Here is a 24898-nt window from a genome sequence, read left to right as displayed (position 1 = left end):
TTCGTCTCATATATCGGTACGTTTCATCTTAGAAAATAAGACTGCCATAAAGTCCCAGCATGACACCTTGGGAAATGGTCGCGGTCGTCGCGGCCGGCGTCGTGGGCGGAGGCATCAACACGGTCGTCGGGTCCGGGTCGCTGATCACGTTTCCCACGCTGCTGGCGGTCGGCCTGCCGCCGATCACGGCGAACGTCTCCAACAACATCGGCCTCGTGCCCGGCGGTGTCACCGGTGCCCTGGGCTACCGTCCCGAGCTTAAGGGGCAGCGCGACCGGCTGCTCAAGCTGGCCCCCGCCTCCGTCGCCGGATCGCTGGCCGGCGGGGTGCTGCTGCTCAACCTGCCCGAGGGCAGCTTCAACCTGATCGTGAGCGTGCTGATCGCGCTGTCGTGCGCGCTGGTGCTGATCCAGCCCCGGCTCGGCCGCCTGCTGTCCGCCCGTCCGGGGCGCGCGAACGGCGGGCCGTGGCTGTGGCTGGGCGCGCTGGCGGCCGGCGCGTACGGCGGCTACTTCGGCGCGGGGCAGGGCATCCTGCTCCTCGGGCTGATGGGCATCCTGCTGGACGAGGAGCTGCAGCGGATCAACGCGGTCAAGAACGTGCTGGCCCTGGTGGTGAACTTCACCGCCGCCGTCCTCTACACGCTGGTGGCCGACGTGGACTGGCTCGCCGTGCTGCTGGTGGCGCTGGGCTCGATGATCGGCGGCTTCCTCGGGGCCCGCGTGGGCCGCCGGCTGCCCGCCCCGATCCTGCGCGTCGTGATCGTCTGCATCGGCGTCGTGGCCATCGTCAAGCTCCTGGCGGGCTGACCGGCTCAATCGAGCGGCGGGCGGCTCAGCCGGCCAGGCCGAAGAGGAACGCGGCGGGGACCAGGGCGACGGTGAGCGCGACCGCCCACCAGCGCGGAGCGGGCCCGTCCTTCAGCACGGTCACGCCCAGCGGCACCAGCGCGATCGCCAGCCCCAGCAGGGCGGCCAGCGAGATCGGATCGCTGCTGCCCTTCAGCACGCCCAGCGGCAGCCCGGCCGCCAGCGCCAGGCAGACGCACCTCACCACGCCCAGCGCCCTGGCGCGGTAGGCGCCGGCGGCGAGCACGATCCAGCCGCCCATGATGCAGAGGTTGACCGCCTTGAACACGTGGAACGCGCCGTAGGTCGCCTCGACCGCCCGCTGCGCCGCCGCCAGGCCGAGCGCGTCGACCAGGTGGAAGGCCAGGTGGCTGACCCCGGCGTGGAAGACCCGCCCGAACAGGCCGAGCACCACCAGCGTGACGCCCCACCGCGCCCATCCCGGGTGCGCGACGGCGATCCGCCGGGCCAGCGCGGTCACCGCGGGCCACAGGAGCACGGCGCCGGCGGCGTACAGGCTGTAGGACAGCACCATCCGGCCGGGGGCGGCGGCGTAGGCGGCGAGCTGGTCGGGGAAGAAGTCGCCCGCGCCCGCCCGGACGAGCACCCCGGCGAGGAGCAGGACCGGCCCGAGCACCAGCCCGGCGCCCTCGACCCAGCGGCCGGGCAGTGTCTGCTTGTTCGTCATGCCTTCGATCCAAGCGCCGGCGGCCCGCGCGCACACGGGCGATACGGCGAGAACCCGAGGTGGACCCAGCACTACCAGCCGGCGGTACGCATGAGGGTTGTGTGATGGATTCGGTAGTTTGATGGGCGTTCATCCTGCGAAAGAAGGGACCAGGCCCGTGCTCGACGATGCCGGACTCCAGGCGCTCCGCGAGGCGGCCCGCCTGTCCCCGGACAACCTGCCCCTCCGGCGGCATCTCGCCGAGCAGCTCCTGGCCAAGGGCTACCTCGCCGACGCCGAGGGCGAGTTCCGCGCCGCGCTGCTCCTCGCGCCCAAGGACCCGGACATCACGGCCGGGCTGGCGGAGTCGTTCGTCCGGCAGAGCGCGTACGGCGCGGCGCTGTCGTCGCTGGAGCCGTTCCTCGCCACGCCCGGCTACCCGCCCCGGATGGGCGTGATCGCGGCGCGGGCGCTGCTCGGCGAGGGCGAGACGGGCCGGGCGGCCCACCGCTACCACGAGGCGGTCTCCCGCGATCCGTCGGTGGCCGACCCGGAGCTGGCCGCCCGCCTCATGCCCCCGCCCCCGCCCCAGGCGCCCGCCCCCACGGCTCCGCCCCATCCCGCGTACGCGGCGCCGACCCCCGCGTACGCGGCGCCGACCGCCGCGTACGCGACACCGGCCGGCGCGCCTCCGGGCGCCGAGGTGGAGAAGTCGAAGCTGAGCTTCGCCGACGTGGCCGGGATGGAGGCGGTCAAGGAGTCGCTGCGGGTGAAGCTGCTGCTGCCGGTCCAGCAGCCCGAGCTGTTCGCCGCGTACGGCAAGCGCGCCGGCGGCGGCGTCCTGCTGTACGGCCCGCCGGGAGCGGGCAAGACCCACCTGGCCAGGGCGGCGGCCGGCGAGCTCGGCGCGGCGTTCGTCAACGTCGGGCTCTCCGACATCCTCGACATGTACGTCGGGTCGAGCGAGCGCAACCTGCGCGCGACCTTCGACCTGGCCCGCCGCAACCGCCCGTGCGTGCTGTTCTTCGACGAGGTGGACGCGCTCGCCGCGCGCCGCTCCGACATGCGCCAGGCGCACACCCGGCAGCTGGTCAACCAGTTCCTGGCCGAGCTCGACGGCGTGGACCAGAGCGCCAACGAGGGCGTGCTGGTGCTGGCGGCCACCAACGCCCCCTGGTACATCGACGTGGCGTTCCGCCGCCCCGGCCGGTTCGACCAGCTCGTGTTCGTGCCGCCGCCGGACGCCGCGGCGCGGGCGGCCATCCTGCGCATCCTCTGCCGCGACAAGCCGCTGGCCGAGATGGACTACGACGCGGTGGCACGGGTCACCGACCACTTCGTGGGCGCGGACCTGAAGGGCCTGGTGGACCGGGCGGTGGAGGTCAAGCTCCACCAGTCGATCAGTGCCGGGCACCCCATCCCGATGACCACGAACGACCTGCTGGCCGCCGCCCAGGGCACCAGGCCCACGGCGGTACGCGAGTGGCTCGGCACCGCCCGCAACTACGTGCTGCACGCCAACGAGTCGGGCGCCTGGGACGAGCTGATGCCCTGGATCAAAGGCAAGTGGTGAACCCACGCGAGTCGATCCTGCGGGCGAGCACGCTGCTCCAGATGCGCCGGCCCGCCGACGCCGAGCGGGAGCTGCGCGGCGTGCTGGCCTTACGCCCGGAGCACTTCACCGCGCACGCGCTGCTCGGGCTGGCCCTCGTCCACCAGGGCAGGAGCGCGGAGGCGGTGTCGGCCGCCCAGGAGGCGGTGCGCCTGGCGCCCGACCAGTCATATCCGCACTACATCGCCGGGCAGGTCCACCTGCGCACCGGCCGGCCCGACCTGGCCGTCGCGGCCGTACGCGTGTCGCTGTCGCACAATCCCGAGGACGCGGCGGCGTGGGAGCTGCTGGCCCGCGCGCACCTGCGGCTGGGCGAGTACCGCCAGGTGGCCGAGGCCGCGCGCCGCGGGCTGGCCATCGACCCGCAGGTGTCCGACCTCGTGAGCCTGCTGGCGATGGCCCACGTCAAGCTGGGGGAGACGCAGCCGGCCAGGGCCGCCGCCGAGCAGGCCGTACGGCTGGACCCGGAGAGCTCCACCGCGCACCTGGTCTACGGGCACGCGGCGCTGGCCGCCGGGGACGCCAGGACGGCGGCCGGGGCGTTCCGCGAGGTGCTCCGCCTCGACCCCGGCTTCGACCCGGCCAGGGACCTGCTCGTGACGGCGCTCAAGCTGCGCAACCCGCTCAACCGGTTCCTGTCGAGGCTGCGCGGGTTCCGGGTGGGGTGGCGGGCGCTGTTCCTACTGCCCGCCGTCCCGCCGCTCATCATCGTGTTCGTGCTGGTCGCGGTGGTGCACTGGGCGGCGTGGGTGGCCGAGTCGGCGACCGTGCTGCGGCTGGCCCGCGCCAGGGCGACCCGGCTGCTGTTCGAGGGCGCCGAGGCCCGCGCGGCGATGGCGGGCTGCGCGCTGCTCGTCGCCGGCGTGGTGGTGCTCGCGCTGGGCATCGCGCTCGGCCAGGAGGCGCTCGGCACGGCGGGGGTGGCGGTCATGGCGCTGGTGACCGCCGTGCAGGAGGCCGCGCACACCGGCTCCGCCCGCGGTCGCCGGGTCCTGTACGGCTGGACGGGCCTGCTGGGGGTCGCGACCGCCGTGTCCGCGATCATGGGCTGGCCCGCGGTCGGGCTGCTCGCCGTGTACGCCGGGCTGGGCACGATCTGGGTGGCCGCCGGCGTGCGGCGCCTCTGGTCGAAGTCCGAAATGTATGGATGACATACCTGCCTGGTATGTGAATTGTCAGAACCCTTCCTAACGTCGGCGTCGACGGGAAACCACCGGGCCTGATGGTCCGCCGCCCGTCCTGACCCGACAGGAGGGGGCTTCGTGGACTACGTCGCCCTGGGCTGCCGCAGCCTGGTGGCCCTGGTGTTCCTCGTGTCGGCCGTGAGCAAGGTGCGCGGCGGGTCCGCGTACGCCGACTTCCTGGCCGCCACCCGCCGGCTCGCGCCGCCGTGGGTCCCCGTCCGGGTGGCCGGCGCGGCCGTCGTGGCGGCCGAGCTCGCGATCGTGCTGCTCGTCGCGGTTCCGGGGACCGTGCGGGCGGGGTTCGCGCTGGCCGTGTGCCTGCTGGCGGCGTTCACCTCCGCGATCCTGGCCGCGCTGCGGCGGGCCGTACGGGCGCCGTGCGCGTGCTTCGGCGCCTCGCGCCGGCCGCTCGGGTACGGCCACGTGGCCCGCAACCTCGTCCTCATGGCCGGGTCCGCCCTCGGGTTGGTCGCGTACGAGCCGGTGACCGGTGACGCCGGGGCCGCGCTGGCCGCCGTCGCCGCCGGAGCGGTGGCCGCGATCGGGGTGGCGCTCGCCGACGACCTGATCGACCTGTTCGGCCCGACAGCCTGACCTGATCGACCTATCAACGGAGAGAGCACGTCAATGAGCCCCACCACATCGGCCGGTGCCGCGCCAGGGGCGCCGCCGGAGCAGGACGCGGCAGGCCCGACGGTGGGGGCGGACGCGCCGCTGAAGGCCCGGCCCGCGGCTCTCGCGAGGGCGCTGGGCCTGGCCTGGCAGGCGGGCCGCCGGCACGTCGTCGCGTATGCGGCCCTGACGCTGGTCGAAGCGGTCGTGCCGGTGGCCGCCGCCTGGCTGACCAAGTCGGCGCTCGACCTGGTCATCCACCGTACGGAAGGCGCGACCGCGCTGGTCGTCGTGGGTGCGGCGCTGGCGGCGGCCGGGGTCGCGGCGATCGCGCTGCCGCACGTGTCCCGGTACGTCCGCCAGGAGCTGGAGCGCCGTACCGGCCGGCTGGCCCAGGACCGGCTCTTCGCCGGCGTCGAGCGCTGCACCGGCCTGGCCAGGTTCGAGGACCCGGCGTTCCTCGACAGGCTGAGCCTGGCCCACGGCTCCGGCGGCGCCACGCCGAGCGCGGTGGTCGCGGGGACGCTGGCCATCTGCCAGGGGTTCGTCACGGTGCTGGGCTTCCTCGGCGCGCTGCTGGTGGTGAGCCCGCTGCTGGCGGGCGCGGTGATGGTGGCGGCGCTGCCCGCGCTGGCCGCCGAGCTGCGGCTGTCGCGCCAGCGGGCGTCCATGATGTGGCGGATCGGGCCGATGGAGCGGCGCGAGATGTTCTACCGGCAGCTCCTCACCAGCGTGCGCGCCGCGAAGGAGCTGCGCCTGTTCGGGGCGGGCCGGTACTTCCGGTCCAGGATGAACGCCGAACGGGTGGCGGCCGACGCGGAGCGGCTCCACCTCGACCGCCGCGAGCTGGGCGTCGAGGGCGGGCTCGGCCTGCTGTCCGGCGTGATCGCCGGGGCCGGGCTGGTCTGGGCGCTGCTGGCCGCCCGGGACGGCCTGATCACGGCGGGCGACGTCGCCCTGCTCGCGAGCTCGATCGTGGGCGTGCAGGCGGCGCTCGCGACGCTGGTCGACGAGGTCACGATGGCGCACCAGCAGCTGCTCAACTTCGACCACTTCCTGGCGGTGACCGGCGCAGAGCCGGACCTGCGGCTGCCGGTGCGGCCGGTGGTCCCGCCCGCGCTGCGGCGCGGCATCGAGTTCCGTGACGTGTGGTTCCGCTACTCCCCCGAGCATCCGTGGTCGCTGCGCGGCGTCAGCTTCACGATCCCGTACGGCTCCGCGGTGGGGCTCGTCGGGAAGAACGGCGCCGGCAAGAGCACGATCGTCAAGCTGCTGTGCCGCTTCTACGACCCCGAGCGGGGCACGATCCTGTGGGACGGCGTCGACCTGCGCGACCTCGACCCGGCGGAGCTGCGCGGGCGCATCGGCGCGGTGTTCCAGGACTACATGGAGTACGACCTGACCGCCGCCGAGAACATCGCGATCGGCGACGTGGCGGGCCGCGACCGGCTGACCGCCTCCCCCGCCAGGATCGAGGACGCCGCGCGCAGGGCGGGCGTGCACGACGCGGTCAGCGCGCTGCCGCGCGGCTACGGGACGCTGCTGACGCGGATGTTCTTCGGGCCCGACCCGGAGGCCGGGGTGGTGCTGTCGGGCGGGCAGTGGCAGCGCCTCGCGCTGGCCCGCGCGGTGCTGGGCGACGGGCGCGACCTGCTGATCCTGGACGAGCCCAGCTCCGGGCTGGACGCCGAGGCGGAGGCGGAGATCCACAACCGGCTGCGCGAGCACCGGGCGGGGCGGACGAGCCTGCTGATCTCGCACCGGCTCGGCGCCGTGCGGGAGGCGGACGCGCTGGTCGTGCTCGACGGCGGGCGGGTGGCCGAGCAGGGGACGCACGAGGAGCTGATCGCGGGCGGCGGCCTCTACCGGCGGCTGTTCGGCCTGCAGGCCCAGGGCTACCAGCTCACTGACACCTGGTCCCCGGGAGACGGTTCGCCCGCCGGTGACAGCGCGGACGGCGGTGCCAGCCCAGCGCGGGCCCGCTCAGGCGCGGATCCCGGTTCAGCATGAGGGTGTGCAGCTCGGCCAGCTCGGGGCCGGGCGCGATGCCGAGCTCGCGGTCGAGCGCCTGCCTGGCCTCGGCGAACACGCGGAGCGCGCCCGCCACGTCCCCGGTGCGATACAGCGCCACCATGAGATGCCCCCACAGCCGCTCTCTCGTCGGCCGCAGGGCCAGCGTCTCCCGGAGCCCGCCGATGATCTCGCTGTGCCTGCCGAGCGCCAGCCGGGCCCGCGCGCACTCCTCGACCGCGAGGTAGCGCTGCTCCTCCAGCGCGTCGAGCTGGGCCGCCACCCCGACGGTCCTGGGCAGGTCCTCGGCGGCGGCGCCCCGCCACAGCGCGAGCGCGGCGGTCAGGTAGCCCAGCGCCTCCTCGTAGCGGTCGCCGGCCATCGCGCCGCGGCCCTGCCGCATCCGCTCGTCGAACTCCATGACGTCCAGTTCGGCCGGCTCGCCGGGTTCGACGGGCTCGACGGTGAGGAGGTAGCCGGGCGGGCGCGCTTCCAGGCGGCCTTCGAGGTCCTTGCGCAGCAGGTTGGCGTAGCTGCGGACGTTGGCCAGCGCCGACTTGGGCGGATCGTCCTCCCATAACGCGCTGAACAGGCGGTCGTGGGAGACCGCGCGGTTCGGCTCCAGCAGGAGGCGGGTGAGCAGGAGCCGCTGTTTCGTCGTCCCCAGGGGCACGGCGGCGCCGTCGCGCCACAGCCGTACCGGGCCGAGGATGCCGAATCGCAGACCCATCTTTCCTCCCCCAGGGGTTCTTGGGAGCGCTCCCACGACACGCTACGGACGGGCCGATCATGTGTCAATGCTGTCAAGCCCACCCGCCGGAAAGGCCGGTCGAGACGGCTCCTCGTGAAACTTTCAGACGTTTCCGCAGGTCATCGCGGCGAGGTGGGGATCGTACGTTGACGCGCCGGAAGACGGCACCCCAGCATGACGCCGCGTTCCCCCACTCCGAAAGGGCACCCCATGCACTTGTCCAAGGCGTTGACGGCCGCCCTCGCCACGCTGGTGGCCGGCGCGGCGGTCGCCGTCGCGGTGACCGCCGGGGCCCCGGCGGGCGCGGCCGCCGGCACGGGCACCGGCTACCTGCACACCAGCGGCAACAAGATCGTCGACAGCACGGGCGCGACCGTGCGGCTGACCGGCATCAACTGGTTCGGCATGGAGACCGACAACCGGACCTTCCACGGCCTGTGGTCCAGCACCCCCTGGAAGGGCCACATCGACAAGATGGCCTCCCTGGGCTACAACACGATCCGGGTGCCGTACTCCAACGACGCCCTCAAGCCCGGCGCCACGGCCACCGGCATCAACGACTACGTCAACCCCGACCTCATCGGCCTGACGCCGCTGCAGATCCTGGACAAGATCATCGCGTACGCCGGCGGCAAGGGCATGCGGATCATCCTCGACCGCCACCGCCCCACCGCCGCCGGCCAGTCCGCCCTCTGGTACGTCTCCGCCACCCCCGAGAGCACCTGGATCGACGACTGGAAGGCGCTGGCCCGGCACTACGCCGGCAACCCCACCGTGATCGGCGCCGACCTGCACAACGAGCCGCACGCCTCGGGCACCAACCCCAACGCGACCGGCTCGTGCTGGGGCTGCGGCGACACCGCGCGCGACTGGCGCCTGGCCGCCGAGCGGGCCGGCAACGCGGTCCTGTCGGTCAACCCCAACTGGCTGATCTTCGTGGAGGGCGTGAGCTGCCCGAGCGGCGGCGAGTCCAACGTCTGGGACGGCGACCCCAGCAACGACGAGGACTGCGGCTGGTGGGGCGGCAACCTGTCGAAGGCCGGGCAGTATCCCGTGCGGCTCGACGTGGCCGACCGCCTGGTCTACTCGCCCCACGACTACGCGACCTCGGTCTACCACCAGAGCTGGTTCGACGCCCCCGACTACCCGGCCAACCTGCCGGCGATCTGGGACCGCTATTGGGGCTACCTGTACAAGCAGAACATCGCGCCCATCATGATCGGCGAGTTCGGCACCACCCTGGCCTCGAACGTGGACAAGATCTGGCTGCAGGAGCTGCTCAAGTACACCGGGACCGGGGTGAACGGGATGTCGTTCACGTACTGGTCGTGGAACCCGAACTCGGGCGACACCGGCGGCATCCTCAACGACGACTGGACCACGGTCAACCAGGCCAAGCAGGCCATCCTGCAGCCGTACCTGATCCCGCCGACCGGCGGCGGCGGGGAGCCGAACGAGACGCCCACGGCCGAGCCTCCCGGGGAGTGCACCGTGACGTACAAGCAGGTGAACTCCTGGCAGGGCGGCTTCCAGGGCGAGGTGACGGTGAAGAACACCGGCAGCAGCACGATCAACGGCTGGAGCGCCACGTGGACGTTCCCGTCGGGCGTCACGCTGAACAACGCCTGGAACGCGGTCGTGACCCAGTCGGGCACCACGTGGACCGCCAAGGGCCCGGACTACGCGCGCAACCTGGCGCCGGGCGCCTCCGTGGCGATCGGCTTCACCGCCAACGGCCCGAACAGCCAGCCCTCGGACGCCACCTGCTCCTGACCGGCAGCTGACCGGGCAGCCTGACCGGGGCCCCGACAGTCTGACGGGCCCCTGACGGGGGTGCCGGGGCCACCTGCCCCTGGCCCCGGCCCTCCCGTCCGGGGCCGCGGGCGGACGCGCTCCCGCCCGCGCCCCCGGACGAGCGCCCGCCCCGCCTGCCCAACCCGCGGGGCGGGCGCTCTTCGCGTCTCCGCGCGGAGGGTCGGTCCACGGAGCACCTGATGACAGGCCTGGCTTCGCCCGCCCTGGTCGGCCGCGACGGCCAAGCTGCGACTGCTCGCCGGGCCACCCGCCGTCGTCCAGGTGCGAGGAGAGGCGTGCACCGGCAGGACCACGCTCGTCAGGGCGGCGAGCAAGGCGGGGTCGCCCGCCCGCGCGCCCGTCCGGCGGGGTGCCACTCCCGGCCGGGAAATCCGCCGAGGCATCCGCATGTATGCCGATAATTGCGTTCTTGCTGGTCAATTGAGCGACAATCGACGGCGTGAGCTTCGTGCAGTTCGGCATCCTGGGCCCGCTCCTCGTGCGCTCCCCCGGCGGTGACCCGCTGCCGATCGGGGGCCCGCGCCCGCGTGCCCTGCTCGCGCTGCTGCTGCTCGACGCGGGGCGGATGGTGAGTGTCGAGCGGCTGGTCGACGGCCAGTACGGCGACCGCCCGCCCGCCGAGGCCGCCAACGCCATCCAGGCCCAGATCTCGCGGCTCAGGCGGAGCCTGCCCGCCGGGCTGATCGAGTTCCACGGCGCGGGATACCGGCTGGCGGTCTCGCCCGACGACGTGGACGCGCACCGGTTCGAGCGGTTGTCGCGCGAGGGGCGGCGGCTGCTGGCGGCCGGCCTCGTCACGGAGGCCGCCGCCGCGCTCAGGGAGGCCGTCGACCTGTGGCGGGGGCCCGCGCTCGCGGACGTGGCCGACGCGCCGTTCGCGGGGCCGCAGGCGGTGCGGCTGGAGGAGCTCCGGCTGTCCGCCGTGGAGGACCTCCTGGAGGCCGAGCTGGGCCTGCCCGAGGGCAGCCCGGTGGCGGCGCTGCGCGACCTGGTGGCCGCGCACCCGCTGCGCGAGCGGCCGCGCGGGCTGCTGATGCGCGCGCTGGAGGCGGCGGGGCGGCCGTCGGAGGCGCTCGCCGTCTTCGACGAGACGCGCCGGCTGCTCGCTGACGAGCTCGGCACCGACCCCTCGCCCGAACTCTCGGCGCTGCACCTGACGATCCTGCGCGGCGAGCGCCACCAGGTCCGGCGGGCCGGCCCGCCGGCTCAGCTGACGAGTTTCGTCGGGCGGGAGGACGAGCTCGCGCGGCTGGCCGCCCTGCGCGACGCCCGGCTCGTCACGATCGTCGGCCCGGGCGGCACCGGCAAGACCCGCCTCGCCGTCGAAGCCGCCGCCCGCCTCGGTCCGGCGGCCCGTCCCCCGGTCGCCACTCACCGCGACCCCACGGCGCCTCCCGACACCAGCCGCCCCGGCCCAGCCATTGGCCCCCCGGTCCCTGCCCGTCCCGGTCCAGCCGTTCGTCGCCCGGTCCCTGCCCGTTCCGGCCCGGCGGCCGATGCCGATGGGCGGGTGGGCGGTGCCTCGCTCGCCGGGTGGGGCGCGGCCGAGGACGGCCAGGAGGCGTGCTTCGTGGACCTGACGCCGGTGGACGGCGCAGGGCTGGTGGCGGGGGCGGTGCTGGCGGCGCTCGGCCTGCGGGAGTCGGCGCTGCGCCCGCCCGCGGCCGGCCTGCCCGACCCCGTGGAGCGCCTGGTCGCGGCGCTGGCCGAGCAGCGGCTCCTCCTCATCCTCGACAACTGCGAGCACGTCGTCGAGGAGGTCGCCGCCCTGTGCCGCCGCCTCCTGGCCGACTGCCCCGGCCTGACGATCCTGGCCACCAGCAGGGAGCCGCTGGGCCTCACCGGCGAGCACCTGGTCCCGTTGGCGCCCCTGCCCGCCGACCCGGCCGTGCGGCTGTTCGCCGAGCGGGCGGCGGCCGTGCGGCAGGGGTTCGAGGTGGGGCCCGCGAACCTGGACGCCGTGCTGCGGATCTGCGCGGCCCTGGACGGGCTGCCGCTGGCCATCGAGCTGGCCGCGGCCAGGATGCGCACGTTCGGGGTGGAGGAGATCGCCACCCGGCTGGCCGAGCACGGCAGGTTCAGGCTCCTGTCGCGCGGCGACCGTACGGCGCCCGCCCGGCACCGGACGCTGCACGCCGTCGTGGAGTGGAGCTGGAGCCTGCTCGACGCCGAGGAGCAGGTGCTGGCCAGGAGGTTCTCGGTGTTCGCCGGGGGTGCGAGCCTGGAGGCGGTGGAACGGGTCTGCGGCGCCGACAGCGCCGACCCCCTGGCCGGCCTGGTGGACAAGTCGCTCGTCGATACCGACGGCGAGCGCTACCACATGCTCGACACCATCCGCCTGTTCTGCGCCGAGCGGCTGGCGGAGGCGGGCGAGGAGGAGCGCCTGCGCTCGGCCCACGCCTCCTGGTTCCTGGAGTTCGCCTACCGCGCCGACGACCACCTCTACCGCGCCGAGCAGCTCCACTGGCTGGCCCTGCTCTCCGCCGACAACGCGAACCTGCAGGCGGCGCTGCGCTGGAGCGTGGAGCACGACAGGCCGACGGCGGCGCGGCTGATGGCGGCGCTGGCCATGTACTGGTGGCTGAGCGGGCGGCGCGACCAGGCGACCCGGCACGCCGCACGCCTCCTTGAGGTGATCGGTCCCGAGTACGGCGAGGAGTACGTGATCGCCGTGGCGCACGCCGTACCCGACTCCGACTCTCCCCACTGGAGCCGGGCGCGGGCGATCGTCGAGTCGCTCGACCGGCCCGTCCGGCACCGGTTCGCGCCTGCCCTGTGGGGCATGATCGTGGGGCCGCCCCAGCCGCCCGGGCTGGGCCGGCGGGTGCTGGGCGCCGATCCGTGGAGCAGGGCGCTCGAACGGCTCAGCCGCGCGTTGCTGGCCGTGCTGGGCGGCGACGTCGCGCGCGCCGAGCGGGAGCTGGAGTCGGTACTCGCCGACTTCGGCGCGGTGGGCGAGCGGTGGGGCAAGGCCCAGGCGCTCGACTGGCTCGGCGTGATCGCGAGCTGGCGCGGCGAGTGGGGCCGGGCCATGAAGCTGTGGGACGAGGCCGTCGTCCTGCTGGAGGAGCTGGGCGCGCTGGAGGAGCTGGTGGACGTGCTGCTCCGGCGCGGCGACGCGCGCCACCGGGCGGGAGACTCCGGGGCCGCCCGCGCCGACTGCGAGCGGGCGGGCGATCTGGTGCGCCGGATCGGGCGGCCCGAACTGCTGGCGGAGGTACGGCTGCGCCTCGGCGAGATCGCCCGCGCCGAGGGAGACCGGGCGGAGGCGGCCCGTCACCTGGAGGCCGCGCTGGACGCCTCCGAGACGGGCCTGTTCACGGCGTCCGGCACCAGGTCGCACGTGCTGACGGCGCTCGGGCGCCTGGCCGAGGCGACCGGCGACGCCGCCGAGGTGGGGCGCCGGCACGCCGAGGCCCTGGCCATCGCGCTGAGGTCGCCGCTCGCCACCGACCTCGCCGACGCCGCCGAGGGCGTGGCGGGCCACGCCCTGCTCGCCGCCGCCCGGGACGGCGAAGGGCCGGGTGGCGAGATGGCGGAGCGGGCGGCGCTGCTGCTGGGGGTCGGTGTCGCGCTGCGCGGCATGGCCGTGGCCGGGGACCGGGACGTCGCGAGGGTCGCGGCCGGCGCCACGCGGATCCTCGGCCCCGGGGGCTTCGCGGCGGCGTACGCCAAGGGCGCCGCGATGAGCAGGGAAGACGCGCTCGCGGCGCTCAGCCAGGACGACCGGTAGGCGATCCTCCTACTCCAGCAGGTCCCGGCTGACAGGGCAGGGCGCGGTTGTCAGCCGGCCGTCACCCCGTTGTCAGCGCCGGTCACGAAGCTACGGAACATGCAGAACACCAACGTGCTCATCTCCGGCGCCTCCATCGGCGGCCCCGCCCTCGCCCTCTGGCTCGCCCGCTACGGCTGCAACGTCACCGTCGTCGAGAAGGCCCCGTCGCTGCGCCTCGGCGGCCAGGCCGTCGACTTCAAGGGCGAGACCCAGCGCACCGTCCTGACCCGCATGGGCGTGCTCAAGGACGTGGAGGCGCTCCAGACCGGCGGCGCCGACCAGGAGATCGTCAACGCGGACGGCCGCAGGCTCGCGGTGATGCCGGGCGAGTTCACCGGCGGCGACCTCGAGATCCGCCGCGGCGACATGTCCAAGATCCTGTACGAGAAGACCGCCGCGACCTGCGAGTACGTCTTCGGCGACTCGATCACCTCGCTGACCGAGACGGAGGGCGGCGTGCACGTCACCTTCGAGCGCTCGGCGCCCCGCACGTTCGACCTGGTGGTGGGGGCGGACGGCATCCACTCCAACGTCCGCCGCCTGGCCTTCGGCCCGGAGTCCGACTACGTCAGGTTCCTCGGCCACTACTACGCCCTGGTCGACGTCGAGGGCGACTTCGGCCCGGTCGCGAGGATGTACAACGAGCCGGGGAGGATGGCCGCCGTCGGCGGGCCGAAGGCGCCCGCGTTCTTCGTGTTCGGCTCCGAGCCCCTCGAATACGACAGGTACGACCAGAGCCGGCACAAGGACATCCTGACCCGCGCCTACGCCGGCATGGGCTGGCAGGTCCCGGCGCTCATGGAGGCGGTGCGCCGCTCCACGGACGTCTACCTCGACTCGATCAGCATGGTCAGGATGGACCGCTACTCCAAGGGCCGCGTGGTGCTGCTCGGCGACGCCGCGTACGGCAACACCCTGGGCGGCTTCGGCTCCGGCCTGGCCGTGGTCGGCGCGTACGTGCTGGCGGGCGAGCTGAAGCGGGCGGGCGGCGATCACCGCGTGGCGTTCGCGCATTACGACGAGCTGATGCGCACCTACTCCAAGGTGGCCAGGAGCGGCAACAACGCGGGCTCCTTCCTGGCGCCCGCCACGCGGAGGGGGATCCGGATGCGGAACTGGATGTTCAAGTCGAGCTTCCTGCTCGGCCTGATGCTGAAGATGACCGACAAGTTCGCCACCCGCATCCAGCTCAGGGACTACTGAGCCGCCCGACACCGCCGTCCACCCGCAGCCGCGGCGGGTCGTCGAGCAGGGGGACGGGCTGCTCCTCGTCGCCCACCTGCCAGTCCTGGACCGGCACCAGCCCCGGCCCGATCAGCTCGAACCCCTCGAAGAGCCGCAGCACCTGCTCCCGCGTGCGGAACGTCGACTGCGCGGGGGTGCCGGCCGTGGCCATCGTGAGCTGCGCGATCGCCTCGGGCGAGCTCTCCGCCATCGAGTGGGAGACCACCAGGTAGCTGCCGGGCGCCATGCGGTCCCTGAACGCGGCCACGAGCCCGGCGGGGTCCTCCTCGTCCATCACGAAGTGCAGCACGCCGACCATCAGCACGCACAGCGGCTGCTCGAAGTCGATCAGGCCGGTGACGCTGGGGTCGGTCAGCACGTCGTCGGGACGGCGCAGGTCGGCCTGGATGCCGGCGACGCCGGGCGAGTCGGCCAGCAGCACCTGGGCGTGCAGCCGCACCACCGGGTCGTAGTCGACGTAGATCACCCGGCAGGCCGGATTGACCGCGCGGGCGGTCTCGTGGATGCTCGGCGAGGTCGGGATGCCGGTGCCGAGATCGATGAACTGCCGCACGCCCCGCTCGGCCAGATGGCGCACGGCCTCGACCTGGAACCTGCGGTTGGCCCTGGCCACCTGGCGCGTCTCGGGGGCCACCGCGAGCAGCTTCTCGGCCACCGCGCGGTCGACCGCGACGTGGTCCTTGCCGCCGAGCAGATAGTCGTAGACCCGGGCGGAACTCGGCACGGTGGGGTCGACGCCGGGCGGAACGCGTTCTAGATCGGTCACGTGGGGCCGTCTCCTTCTACACGTACGACTCGGACGTCATCCTACTCGGCGGCGCGGGGCCGGAGACCGGCGCCCGCCGAGATCAACCGGGCGAAACAGAATGACCAGCCAGGCGAAACAGAACGCGTTCTCGCGGACGCCACTGTTCGTGATGTCTCTGTCACGGACCGTCAGGAGCCGGGGGCCGCGAAGCGGGACAGGAGCCGCCCGGCGGCGGCGAAGCCGGCCACCACGTCGGCCGCGGTGCGCCGCTCGCGCACCATCCCCACGGCCTCGCCGGCGTAGATGTAGGCGGTGTCGAAGTCGCCCGCGCGCCGGGCCGCGTCCAGCTCGGCCCTGGCGGAGTCGTCGGCGGCCAGCTCGTCCTCCCGCCCCTTCCAGCGGTCGAAGAACGCGTTGCGCAGCGCCCGCCCGCCGAACTCCGGCGGCCACGCGAGCCGCTGGGCGACGTCGAAGACCCGCCCGTACGCGGTGCCCGTCTCCTCGGCGGCCAGCACCCGGCTGGCGGCCGTCTCGGAGAGCGCGGTCTCGACACACCCCATGAACGCCGTGCCGACCCACGCCCCTTCGGCGCCGGCGGCCAGCACGGCGGCGAGCCCGCGCGCGGTCGCGATGCCACCCGCCGCGAGCACCGGGATGCGCACGGCGTCGAGCACGCTCTGCAGCAGCGGCAGGGTGGCCACCTCGTCGCGCCCGTGACCGCCGGCCTCGGCCCCGCGCGCCACCACCGCGTCCACGCCCGCCTGCTCGGCGGCGCGGGCCTCGTCGGTGGTGCCGGCCTGCGTGACGACCGTGATGCCGGCCCGCCGCAGCTCGCCGACGAAGGGCTCGTACGCCCCGAAGCTCACCGAGACCAGCGGCGGCCGGGCCGCCAGCACGGCGTCGAGCTGGGCCGGGTTGCCGGGCAGCGCCCAGGCCATGAGCCCGATCCCGTACGGCCCGCCGCCCGCGACGGCCGCCTCCCCGGCGATCCACTCGCCCGTGGCGGCGGCGGGGACCCCGATCATGCCGAGCGCGCCCGCCTCGGAGACGGCGGCGGCCAGCCGGCCCGCGCCCACCCCGGCCATCGGCGCGCCCACCACGGGCACCCGCAGGCCGAACCGCTCAGTGAGCCACGTGTGCAAGATCACCACCTCCGTAATCCCTGCTCAGGCCAGTCTCGCATGGTCTTTCTCACCTCTGGACCGGAATTAGGACCGGATGGCCGATGCGCTCTTGGGGCGCACCTGTGCATCCTGGTGGTGAACGGGTTCCGTTCCGGGAAGCTGAGAGGAGTCACGAGGGCATGGACAACGCGGCAGGCCGTCCGACCGTGGTCCTGGACAACGGGGTGGTCGGCAGGGTCATGCTGGCTCATCCGTCCAGGCGCGACCTCGTGCTCGTGCTGGGCATGGACGGCACCTTGCTGAGCTGCCAGCTGGACGACATCGCGTGCGTGGTGGGCGGCAAGCCGCTGTGCCGCGACGGCTGATCGCAGCCACTTTTCTTGAGCCGTTCACGGCCGGGGTACGTCATACGGACATGAGGATCTGGCGAATCGTGCTCCTGCCGGTGCTCCTGGCGGCGCTGACCGCGTCGGCGACCCCGCCGGCGGCGGCCGTGCAGGACCAGGACGACGTGCTCGTCGACTACCGCAGGCAGGGCGGTTTCGCGGGTTTCGACGACCGCGTGGCCGTCCACCGCGACGGCTGCGCATGGCTGAGCCGCCGGGCGAAGCCGGCCGTCCGCAGGTGCCTGACCGGCGAGGAGCGCCGCAGGCTCCTGGCGTATCTCAAGGATGTGACGATCGGCCCGTCCGAGCCGCGCCCGATGGGGGCCGACTTCCTGGCGTACACGCTGGCGTACGGCGGCCGCCGCGCCACCCGCTACTCGCTGCCGCCCAGCTGGCGGCCGGTGGTGGAGGAGTTGGACCGCCTCATGGAAAAGTACCGGTAAGCCTTCCATCAAGCGATTGACCGGGAATCGGGAGTACGGCTACCGTCGGTCGCATGACACCTGCGGAGAGCGGACAGGCCGGGCTGATCCTCAAGGTCGCGACGCAGCTGTTCGCCGCGCTCGGCTACGACGGCACCTCCACCCGCCAGATCGCCGAGGCCGCCGGCCTGAACATCGCCACCGTCAGCTACCACGTGGGCGGCAAGCGGGAGCTCTATCTCGCCGTCATGGAGCGCGCCCACCGGGCCGAGAAGGCGGCCCTGGACCTGGCGCTCGCCCGGCTGCCCGGTGACGACCCGGTCGCGGCCATCCACCGGCTGCTGGACGACTACCTCGACTTCTGCGTGGACAACCCCGAGGTGCCGGCCCTGTGGATGCACCGCTGGCTCTCCGACGCCAGCGACATCACGGAGCTGGAGCGCCAGTACGTGCGCCCGCTGGTCGCCTCGGTGACCGCCGCGGTGCGGCCGGCCGTCGAGAGCGGGCTGATCGGCCCCGACGTCGATCTCGAATACGCCATGTGGACGGTCATCTGGTCGGTGCACGGGTTCGCCAAGGGCGGCGTGCTCGACGCGGAGGGCCGGCGCAGGGCCGCCGGGGACCGGGCCGCGCTGCGCCGCTTCCGCGCCCACCTCCACCTGAGCACGCACCGCGCGCTCGGCCTGCCCGGCGACCCCCGGTGACCCGGGCCGCCGAGCGGTCGCTCGGGCCGGGCAGATTACTGGGGTACGGCATCGGGTCCGTCGGGACCGGCGTGTTCTCCGCCGTGCCGGGGCTGCTGCTGCTCTACTACCTGACCGACACGCTGGGCGTGCCCGCCGCGCTGGCCGGCTTCGTGCTGGTCGCGCCGAAGGTCTGGGACGTGCTGCTGAACCCGCTGGTCGGCGCCGCGAGCGACCGCGAGGCCGTGCGCACCGGCCGCAGGACGCGCCTGCTCGCGGCCGGCGCGGTGGCGCTGCCGGTGGGGTTCGCGCTGATGTTCGCGGTGCCCGGCGACCTGCCCGGCGCGGCCTGGTCGGGGGTGGCGTTCCTGCTGGCGGCCAGCGCGTTCGCCTGTTTCCAGGTCCCGTACGTGGCCCTGCCGACCGAGATGTCGCCGAGCCGGCAAGAGCGCACGAAGATCATGTCGTGGCGGGTGGTGTGCCTGACCGTCGGCATCCTGGTCGCGGGCGGCCTCGCACCCGCGATCGTCGACCTGGCGGGCGGCGGCAGGCAGGGATACGCCGTCATGGGCGTCGTCGTCGGCGTCGTGATGGGGGCGGCACTGGTCGCGGCGGTGCTCGCCACGCGCTGGGTGCCGTCCAGGCCGGGCCCCGCGCAGCTCGGCCCCGTGGCCGCCTTCCGCCTGGCCAGGGGCAACGTGCCGTTCTTCGCGCTGCTCGCCGCGTTCGTGACGCAGGCGCTGGCGGTGGCCGTGATGCTGGCGGGCGCCCCGTACGTGGCGTCGTACCGGCTGGGCGACTACGGCCTGACGTCGGTGATGTTCGTCTGCCTGGTCGGGCCCAGCATGCTCGCGGTGCCCGGCTGGGCCCGGCTGTCCAGGAATTACGGTCCGGTGCGCTGCTACCTGGCCGCCTCCGCCGGCTTCTGCGCGGTCGCGCTCGCCCTGGTCCCGGCGATCGCCGCCGGCGCCCTGGTGGCCACGCTGGCGCTGACCGCGCTGGCCGGCGTCTGCTACGCCGCGCTGCAGCTGCTGCCGCTGTCGCTGCTGCCCGACACGGTGCACGCCGACGCCCCGCGTACGGGGCACGCGCAGGCGGGCGCGTTCACCGGCCTGTGGACGGCGGGCGAGACCGCCGGCCTGGCGCTCGGGCCCGGGCTGTTCGCGCTGGTGCTGGCCGTCTCGGGGTTCGCCTCCGCGCCGGTCGAGTCGCCCGTCGCGCAGCCGCCGGAGGCGCTGACCGGGCTGCTGCTCGGGTTCACCGCGCTGCCCGCCCTGCTCATGCTCATCAGCCTGCCGTTCGTGGCCTGGTACGGCCGACTCGCGAAGGAGACCGCGTGAACCTGGAAGGACGGACCGTCGAGGACCTGCTGGCGGAGGTGACCCGGCTCAAGGAGCACGACCTGCCGGTGCGCGGCGGCCAGGTGACCGCCTACGTCTACGACACCGGCCGGCCCGAGGTGCACGAGGCGGCGGCGCGGGCGTACGCCGAGATGCTGGAGGTCAACTGCCTCGACCCGACCGCGTTCCCCAGCGTGGTCGAGATGGAGCGGCAGGTCGTCGGCGCGGTCGCGGACCTGCTCGGCGGCGGCCACGGCATCTTCACCAGCGGCGGCACCGAGTCGATCATGCTGGCGGTCAAGGCCGCCCGCGACGCCGCGGCGAAGGCCGCCCCGAAGCTGGTGCTGCCCGTGACGGCCCACCCCGCCTTCCACAAGGCGGCGCACTACCTGGGCGTCGAGGTCGTGGCCGTGCCCGTGGACCTGGAGACGTACCGGGTGCGGGCCTCCGACGTGGCACGGGCGATCGACGAGGACACGATCCTGGTCGTCGCCTCCGCGCCGTCCTATCCCCAGGGCGTGATCGACCCGATCGAGGAGGTCGCGGCCGCGGCCGCGGCGGCGGGCGTGCCGTGCCACGTGGACGCGTGCGTCGGCGGGTGGCTGCTGCCGTGGCTGCGCGAGGCGGGCGCCACGGTGCCGCCGTTCGACCTGTCGGTGCCGGGGGTCACCTCGCTCTCCTGCGACCTGCACAAGTTCGGGTACGCCCCCAAGGGCGCCTCCGTCGTGCTCTTCGCCGACCCCGCGATGCGCCGCAGGGCGTACTTCGCCTCGGCCGCCTGGCCCGGCTACACGATCATCAACGCGACCGTGCAGAGCTCCAGGTCGGCGGGGCCGCTCGGCGGCGCCTGGGCGACCCTGGCGGCGCTGGGCCGCGAGGGCTACCTGGAGCTGGGGCGCAACGCGCTGGAGGCGACGCTCCGGCTGCGCGAGGGGATCGCGGCGATCCCCGGGCTGCGGGTGCTGGGAGAGCCGGAGTCGTCGCTGGTGGCGTTCGCCGGGGACGGGATCGACGTGTTCGTGCTGGCGGACGAGGCGCGGGCGCGGGGCTGGTTCCTGCAGCCGCAGCTCTCCTACGCCGGCATCCCGGCGAACCTGCACATCACGGTCACCGGCGTGACGCTGGCCGGGGTCGAGGCCCTGCTGAAGGTGATCGCCGAGTCGGCCGGCGCCGCCCGGCGGCGGGGCCCGGTCGTGCTGCCCGACGGGCTGGTGGAGCTGGTGGCGGGCATGGACCTGGCGGCGCTCGACGACGCGACGTTCGCCGAACTGGCCGCGTCGGTCGGCGTGGACCTGCGTCCGGGCAAGGGGCAGCCGGAGATGGCGGTGGTCAACACGATCCTGGACGCGCTGCCCGCGGCCGCCAGGGAGGCGGTGCTCGTCCGGTTCCTGTCCACCCTGTACGGCTGACGCCCGGCGAATGGCCCTGACCTGCGTGGGAACGGGACGGGCATGGTCTGTGTGGGAGCGCCCGTATCGCTGTCCGGCCGGCTTGCCATGTTCGGCGCGCAGGTCCGGCTCGGCCTTGAGGTGTGGCAGCGCCTGCGCCCGTCCGTGGACCTGCTCATCGAGGACGACCACGGCGAGCCGCGCTCCCTCGACGTGGTGCTCCCCCGGCTCGCGGGGCGGTGCGACCTTCTGCTGGGGCCGTACTCGACGCTGCTCATGCGCAGGGCAGGTGACATCGCGACGGCGCTGGACCGCCTGATCTGGAACCACGGCGGCGCGGGCGACGACGTCCAGACGGCGCATCCCCGGCACGTCGTGTCGGTGCCGACCCCGGCGAGCCGGTACGCCGAGCCGTTCGTCCGCCATCTCGCGGAGACCGGCGACCGCAGCACGCTCCGGATCGTGCACGGCAAGGGCGGCTTCGCCCGGCAGGCGGCGGAGGGCGCCTCGCGGGCCGCCCACGAGCACGGCATCCCGGTGGTCCACGGCGGCCCCGTCGAGGACGGCTGGAACCTGTTCTGCGCCGGATCCTTCGAGGAGGACGTCGAGCTGGTCAAGCGCGCCCGCCACTCCCCGGCCGTCTGCGCCGTAGCGGCGGGGGTGCGGGAGTTCGCGTCGGCCGTCGACGATCCGCGCGGGATCTACGGCGTCGGGCAGTGGTTCCCCGGCGGCGGGCACCATGCGGCCCTGGGGGTCTCCGAGCGGGAGTTCGTGGCCGCCTACCAGGACAGGACCGGCGAGCCGCCCAGCTACCCGGCGGTGCAGGCGGTCGCCGCCGCGATCCTCGCGACCCACTGCGCGGACCTGGCGGGCGGCCACTCCCGGGCGGAGCTGCGTGCTGTCGTGGCCGGGCTGGAGACCTCCACCCTGTTCGGCGACTTCGCGATCGACCCGCGCACCGGCCGCCAGACCGGCCACCGCACGGTGCTGACCCGCTGGGGCGAAGGCGGGCCCGTCGCGGTGTGACCGGCGCTCCGCTCACTGCGGGGACGTGGGGAAGGTGGCCTCGATGCGGAAGCCGCCCGCGCCGTCGCCGCCGCTCTCCAGCGTGCCGCCCGCCAGCTTCACCCGCTCGCGCAGGTCCGCCAGCCCCAGCCCCCAGTCGCCGGCCGTGATCCAGGCGTCCGGCCGGCCGGGGGTGTTGCGCACGTGGATCCGCACCTCTCCGGGAAGGTAGGCGACCCGCACCCGCACCTCGGCCCCGGGCGCGTACTTGCCGACGTCGGCGAGTGCCTCCTGGACCAGCACGTACGCCGTGCGCCCCACCACGCCGGAGACCGGCACCGGCGTCCCGTCCACCACCAGCTCCACGGACTGTCCGGCGCGGGCGGACTCGGTGACGAGCGGCCGGAGGTCGGGCAGCGGCAGCCCCAGGTCGAAGCCCTCCCCGGTGCCGCGCCGCAGCAGCGCGACCATGTGCCGCAGCTCGTCCAGCGCCTCGCATCCGATCGCCCTGATCTCCTCCGCGACCGCCCGGCCGCGCTCGTCGCCCGCGGACATGGCCAGCGACCCGGCGCGTAACACCATGCGGCTGACCCGGTGGGTGACGACGTCGTGCATCTCGCCCGCCAGCCGCTCGCGCTCCACCCGCTCGGCGCGTTCGGCCAGCTCGCGGCGGAGGCGGTCGTTGACAGCCACGTACATGCCGTACAGGGTGGCCAGGGCGATGGCCGCCTCGGTGCGGAGGACCAGCTCCGACCGGCCGGGCAGCGCCAGGACGGCGAGGGAGAGCACGATCACCGGCAGCCAGCGCCGCACGCCGCGGTCCGCCGCGTACGCCATCGCGCCGTAGGCGGCGAACACGCACGCGGGCGGCCAGATCGGCGTCCCGGCCGCCGGCGGCGGGACGGCCCAGAGCACGGCCGACAGGGGCAGCACGATCGCCGTGCCGGCGCTGACCCACGCCACGGCGAGGGGATGGCCGCGCGTCCACAGAAGCGGCACGGCCGCCGCCACCAGCACGAGGAGGACCGGGGCCGGATAGCCGGTCGCCGTCGTCAAGGCCGCCGCGACCAGGACCGCGACCGCGTCGACCGGCCGCGGGCGGGCACCCTCCACCGCCTCATCGTACGATCACGTGTCAGCCCTGCCCAGCCTCCGCCGCAACAGAGGCTGTCAGATCCGGGTGATGCGGACCGCGTCGGCGATGACGTAGCCCGTCGTGGACGTCCAGCGGCTCACCCCCACCACGTTGTACGTCCCCGCCGCCAGCTGGTACGTCCCCAGCACCCGCCACTGCCCGCCCCCGGTGCGCTGGTCCACGCTGACCGTCTGGTTCCCGGCGGAGGTCGCCACGATGTACGGGGCCGCGCTGTTGTATCCCGCGTTGGCCGGATACCACACCTCCACCCGGTAGCTGCCCGCGCTGGGGATGGCCGCGCGGTACCACGCGGGATCGCTCGCGGACACGGGGTCCGCGAAGCGGTAGTCGGCGCCGTACCGCTGCCCGGAATAGCTGGACGTGCCCCAGTTCGTGCTGGCGGTGAAGCCGGAGTCGGTGTTGTCGATCACCACGCTGAACCCGCCGCCGCCCGGCGTGCCCACGGCCCTGCCGGCGCTCGGCGCGCTCTCCTGGTGCGTCCTGCTGAGGGCGGTGACGTAGTAGGTGGAGGCGCCCGAGGGCGCGCCGGTGTCGGTGAAGGACTTCTGCCGCGTGGTCGTGACCAGGTTCGCGGCGTCGGCGAAGAAGCACGGGTCAGCTGTGGAGGGCGTGCCGTCCACCCGGTACACCGCGTACGACGTGCCGGAGCCGGTCCAGGCCAGCTGGACGCCGTTCGAGCCCGGGACGGCCGAGGTGATGGCGGGCGCGGACGGCGCGGCCGACGATCCCCGGGCCGGCAGCAGCGCGGGCCGGGTGTAGTGGGTGTTCACCAGCCGCGTGATGGCGCCGATCCGGTCCGCCCTGACGTCCTTCGCGCTGAAGAACACGTCCCCGGCCACCTCGGGATGGCTCCGGTTGTCGGTCAGGTGGTCGCTCAGCTCCGCCGGGTCCTGCCAGGCCGCGTCCTGCCCGGATGCGCCCGCGCGGTAGGCGGCCTGGCCGACCACGAGTTGCACGCCGGTGCCCCGCACCACGTCGGACCACCAGGCGGTGAGCACCTCGTACGCGGCCGTGGAGAAGCCGATGTGCCAGTAGATCTGGGGCGCCAGGTAGTCGACCCAACCCTGCTTCACCCACTGCCGGCTGTCGGCGTAGATCGCGTCGTACGACTGCAGGCCCGAGGTCCGCGAGCCGAGCGGGTCCGTCGCGGCGTTGCGCCAGATCCCGAACGGGCTGATCCCGAACGCCACGTGCGGCTTGGTCGCGTGGATGCGCTGGTCGAGCTCGCGTACGAGGAGGTTGACGTTGTCGCGCCGCCAGTCGCCGACGTTGCCGAACGAGCCGCCGTAGCGGTCGTACGTGTCGGCGTCGGGGATGCTCTGGCCGCTGACCGGATAGGGGTAGAAGTAGTCGTCGAGGTGCACGCCGTCCACGTCGTACCGGGAGACGGCGTCCATGATCGCGTCCTCGATGAAGTCGCGCACCTCCGGGATGCCGGGGTTGTAGTAGAGCTTCCCGCCGTACGCGAAGCGCCAGTCGGGGTGCTGCCGCGCCGGATGCGTGGACACCAGCCGGCTCGGGTCGTCGTGGTTGGCGATCCGGTACGGGTTGAACCAGGCGTGGAGCTCCAGGTTGCGGGCGTGCGCCTCGCTGACCATGAAGGCCAGCGGGTCGTAGCCGGGGTTCCTGCCCTGCGTGCCCGTCAGCCACTGCGACCACGGCTCGTACGGCGAGGGCCAGAACGCGTCGGCCGTGGGCCTGACCTGCACCATCACGGCGTTCATGCGGTTGCGCACGGCCAGGTCCAGCCACGCCCGGAACTCCGACTGCTGCGCCGACACGCTCAGCCCGGTGCGGCTGGGCCAGTCGATGTTGGCGACGGAGGAGATCCACATGGCCCTGAGCTGCCGCTTCGGGGTGGCGAGGTCGGTCGAGCAGGCCGCGGCGGCGGCTGCCGGGGAGGAGGTGGGGGCCACGACGGTGACGAGTGCGGCGGTGAGCGCCGCCAGGACGGTACGCAGGAGCGCGGTCACGAAAGGAAGTTTCAGCGGGATCACGTGAAAGCGCAATAGTCTTCATGGCTTCCACGGGGCCCAAATCCGCGGCGCCCCAGGTGGCCCGCGCCGCGCCCCCTCCCCCAGAAGGACGCGACCCAGGACGGCGGGAGAGGCGCGTGACGCGGGGGCG

General features: G+C 74.0%; 20 protein-coding genes. 14 read left to right on the top strand and 6 right to left on the bottom strand.

Annotated elements, in window-relative coordinates:
* Positions 1-59 precede the first annotated feature (59 nt).
* Positions 60-809 carry a sulfite exporter TauE/SafE family protein gene (locus tag FH608_RS08310; RefSeq protein ID WP_139629759.1) on the top strand — a complete coding sequence of 250 codons (750 nt, stop codon included), beginning with the start codon at positions 60-62 and terminating at the stop codon, positions 807-809.
* A 25-nt stretch (positions 810-834) separates the two neighbouring features.
* Here the strand turns inward: FH608_RS08310 and FH608_RS08305 are convergent, their stop codons facing one another.
* Positions 835-1536 carry a hypothetical protein gene (locus FH608_RS08305; protein ID WP_139629758.1) on the bottom strand — a complete coding sequence of 234 codons (702 nt, stop codon included), beginning with the start codon at positions 1534-1536 and terminating at the stop codon, positions 835-837.
* A gap of 157 nt (positions 1537-1693) precedes the next feature.
* Between FH608_RS08305 and FH608_RS08300 the strand changes: the two genes are divergently transcribed.
* The 4 genes from FH608_RS08300 (at position 1694) to FH608_RS08285 (ending at position 6933) form a co-directional block, all read left to right on the top strand.
* Positions 1694-3088 carry an AAA family ATPase gene (locus FH608_RS08300; RefSeq protein WP_193318298.1) on the top strand — a complete coding sequence of 465 codons (1395 nt, stop codon included), beginning with the start codon at positions 1694-1696 and terminating at the stop codon, positions 3086-3088.
* The gene (locus FH608_RS08295) at positions 3082-4278 is read left to right on the top strand and encodes a tetratricopeptide repeat protein (protein WP_139629756.1); all 1197 of its coding nucleotides are present in this window, start codon (positions 3082-3084) and stop codon (positions 4276-4278) included. Before FH608_RS08300 ends, FH608_RS08295 begins: the two co-directional genes overlap by 7 nt.
* A gap of 111 nt (positions 4279-4389) precedes the next feature.
* Positions 4390-4905 (top strand): MauE/DoxX family redox-associated membrane protein, encoded by a 516-nt coding sequence (locus FH608_RS08290; RefSeq protein WP_139629755.1) that lies wholly within the window; start codon positions 4390-4392, stop codon positions 4903-4905.
* 33 nt (positions 4906-4938) lie between these two features.
* Positions 4939-6933 (top strand): ABC transporter ATP-binding protein, encoded by a 1995-nt coding sequence (locus FH608_RS08285; protein WP_139629754.1) that lies wholly within the window; start codon positions 4939-4941, stop codon positions 6931-6933.
* Here FH608_RS08285 and FH608_RS08280 read toward each other — a convergent pair.
* Positions 6827-7663 carry an AfsR/SARP family transcriptional regulator gene (locus FH608_RS08280; protein WP_139629753.1) on the bottom strand — a complete coding sequence of 279 codons (837 nt, stop codon included), beginning with the start codon at positions 7661-7663 and terminating at the stop codon, positions 6827-6829. The genes FH608_RS08285 and FH608_RS08280 overlap by 107 nt on opposite strands.
* A 231-nt stretch (positions 7664-7894) precedes the next feature.
* On the opposite strand from FH608_RS08280, the gene FH608_RS08275 reads away from it, so the two are divergent.
* The 3 genes from FH608_RS08275 to FH608_RS08260 all read left to right on the top strand — a co-directional run bounded on the left by FH608_RS08275 (position 7895) and on the right by FH608_RS08260 (position 14477).
* Positions 7895-9457: a cellulase family glycosylhydrolase gene (locus tag FH608_RS08275; protein ID WP_139629752.1), complete on the top strand. Its 1563-nt coding sequence runs from the start codon at positions 7895-7897 to the stop codon at positions 9455-9457.
* Between the two features lie 490 nt (positions 9458-9947).
* On the top strand, positions 9948-13232 hold the full coding sequence (locus tag FH608_RS08265; protein WP_394367664.1) for a BTAD domain-containing putative transcriptional regulator: 3285 nt from the start codon (positions 9948-9950) through the stop codon (positions 13230-13232).
* Positions 13233-13331: 99 nt separating this feature from the next.
* Positions 13332-14477 carry an FAD-dependent monooxygenase gene (locus tag FH608_RS08260; protein ID WP_139629751.1) on the top strand — a complete coding sequence of 382 codons (1146 nt, stop codon included), beginning with the start codon at positions 13332-13334 and terminating at the stop codon, positions 14475-14477.
* Here FH608_RS08260 and FH608_RS08255 read toward each other — a convergent pair.
* Positions 14464-15285 (bottom strand): SAM-dependent methyltransferase, encoded by an 822-nt coding sequence (locus tag FH608_RS08255; RefSeq protein WP_139629750.1) that lies wholly within the window; start codon positions 15283-15285, stop codon positions 14464-14466. The genes FH608_RS08260 and FH608_RS08255 overlap by 14 nt on opposite strands.
* A 170-nt stretch (positions 15286-15455) precedes the next feature.
* Positions 15456-16418, bottom strand: a complete 963-nt coding sequence (locus FH608_RS08250; RefSeq protein WP_226899139.1) for an NAD(P)H-dependent flavin oxidoreductase — start codon at positions 16416-16418, stop codon at positions 15456-15458.
* 152 nt (positions 16419-16570) lie between these two features.
* On the opposite strand from FH608_RS08250, the gene FH608_RS08245 reads away from it, so the two are divergent.
* Genes FH608_RS08245 through FH608_RS08220 form a run of 6 tightly spaced genes read left to right on the top strand, consistent with a single transcriptional unit; the run spans position 16571 to position 21636 of the window.
* Positions 16571-16756: a hypothetical protein gene (locus FH608_RS08245; protein WP_139629749.1), complete on the top strand. Its 186-nt coding sequence runs from the start codon at positions 16571-16573 to the stop codon at positions 16754-16756.
* A 50-nt stretch (positions 16757-16806) separates the two neighbouring features.
* Positions 16807-17220 (top strand): hypothetical protein, encoded by a 414-nt coding sequence (locus tag FH608_RS08240; RefSeq protein WP_139629748.1) that lies wholly within the window; start codon positions 16807-16809, stop codon positions 17218-17220.
* Positions 17221-17273: 53 nt separating this feature from the next.
* The gene (locus tag FH608_RS08235; protein ID WP_139629747.1) at positions 17274-17903 is read left to right on the top strand and encodes a TetR/AcrR family transcriptional regulator; all 630 of its coding nucleotides are present in this window, start codon (positions 17274-17276) and stop codon (positions 17901-17903) included.
* Positions 17900-19222 carry an MFS transporter gene (locus FH608_RS08230; RefSeq protein WP_139629746.1) on the top strand — a complete coding sequence of 441 codons (1323 nt, stop codon included), beginning with the start codon at positions 17900-17902 and terminating at the stop codon, positions 19220-19222. The genes FH608_RS08235 and FH608_RS08230 overlap by 4 nt, the downstream gene beginning before the upstream one ends.
* The gene (locus FH608_RS08225) at positions 19219-20631 is read left to right on the top strand and encodes a pyridoxal phosphate-dependent decarboxylase family protein (RefSeq protein WP_139629745.1); all 1413 of its coding nucleotides are present in this window, start codon (positions 19219-19221) and stop codon (positions 20629-20631) included. The genes FH608_RS08230 and FH608_RS08225 overlap by 4 nt, the downstream gene beginning before the upstream one ends.
* Before the next feature lie 51 nt (positions 20632-20682).
* The gene (locus FH608_RS08220) at positions 20683-21636 is read left to right on the top strand and encodes an ABC transporter substrate-binding protein (RefSeq protein WP_193318297.1); all 954 of its coding nucleotides are present in this window, start codon (positions 20683-20685) and stop codon (positions 21634-21636) included.
* A 12-nt stretch (positions 21637-21648) separates the two neighbouring features.
* Here the strand turns inward: FH608_RS08220 and FH608_RS08215 are convergent, their stop codons facing one another.
* Complete coding sequence (locus tag FH608_RS08215; RefSeq protein WP_139629743.1) at positions 21649-22728, bottom strand: sensor histidine kinase; 1080 nt, start codon at positions 22726-22728, stop codon at positions 21649-21651.
* A gap of 57 nt (positions 22729-22785) precedes the next feature.
* A complete protein-coding gene (locus FH608_RS08210; protein ID WP_139629742.1) occupies positions 22786-24744 on the bottom strand; it encodes a family 10 glycosylhydrolase in 1959 nt (652 codons plus the stop codon).
* Positions 24745-24898: the final 154 nt, after the last annotated feature.

The sequence above is a fragment of the Nonomuraea phyllanthi genome, assembly GCF_006334985.2.
GTDB lineage: Bacteria > Actinomycetota > Actinomycetes > Streptosporangiales > Streptosporangiaceae > Nonomuraea > Nonomuraea phyllanthi.
This window is presented reverse-complemented; position numbering and strand designations above follow the sequence as displayed.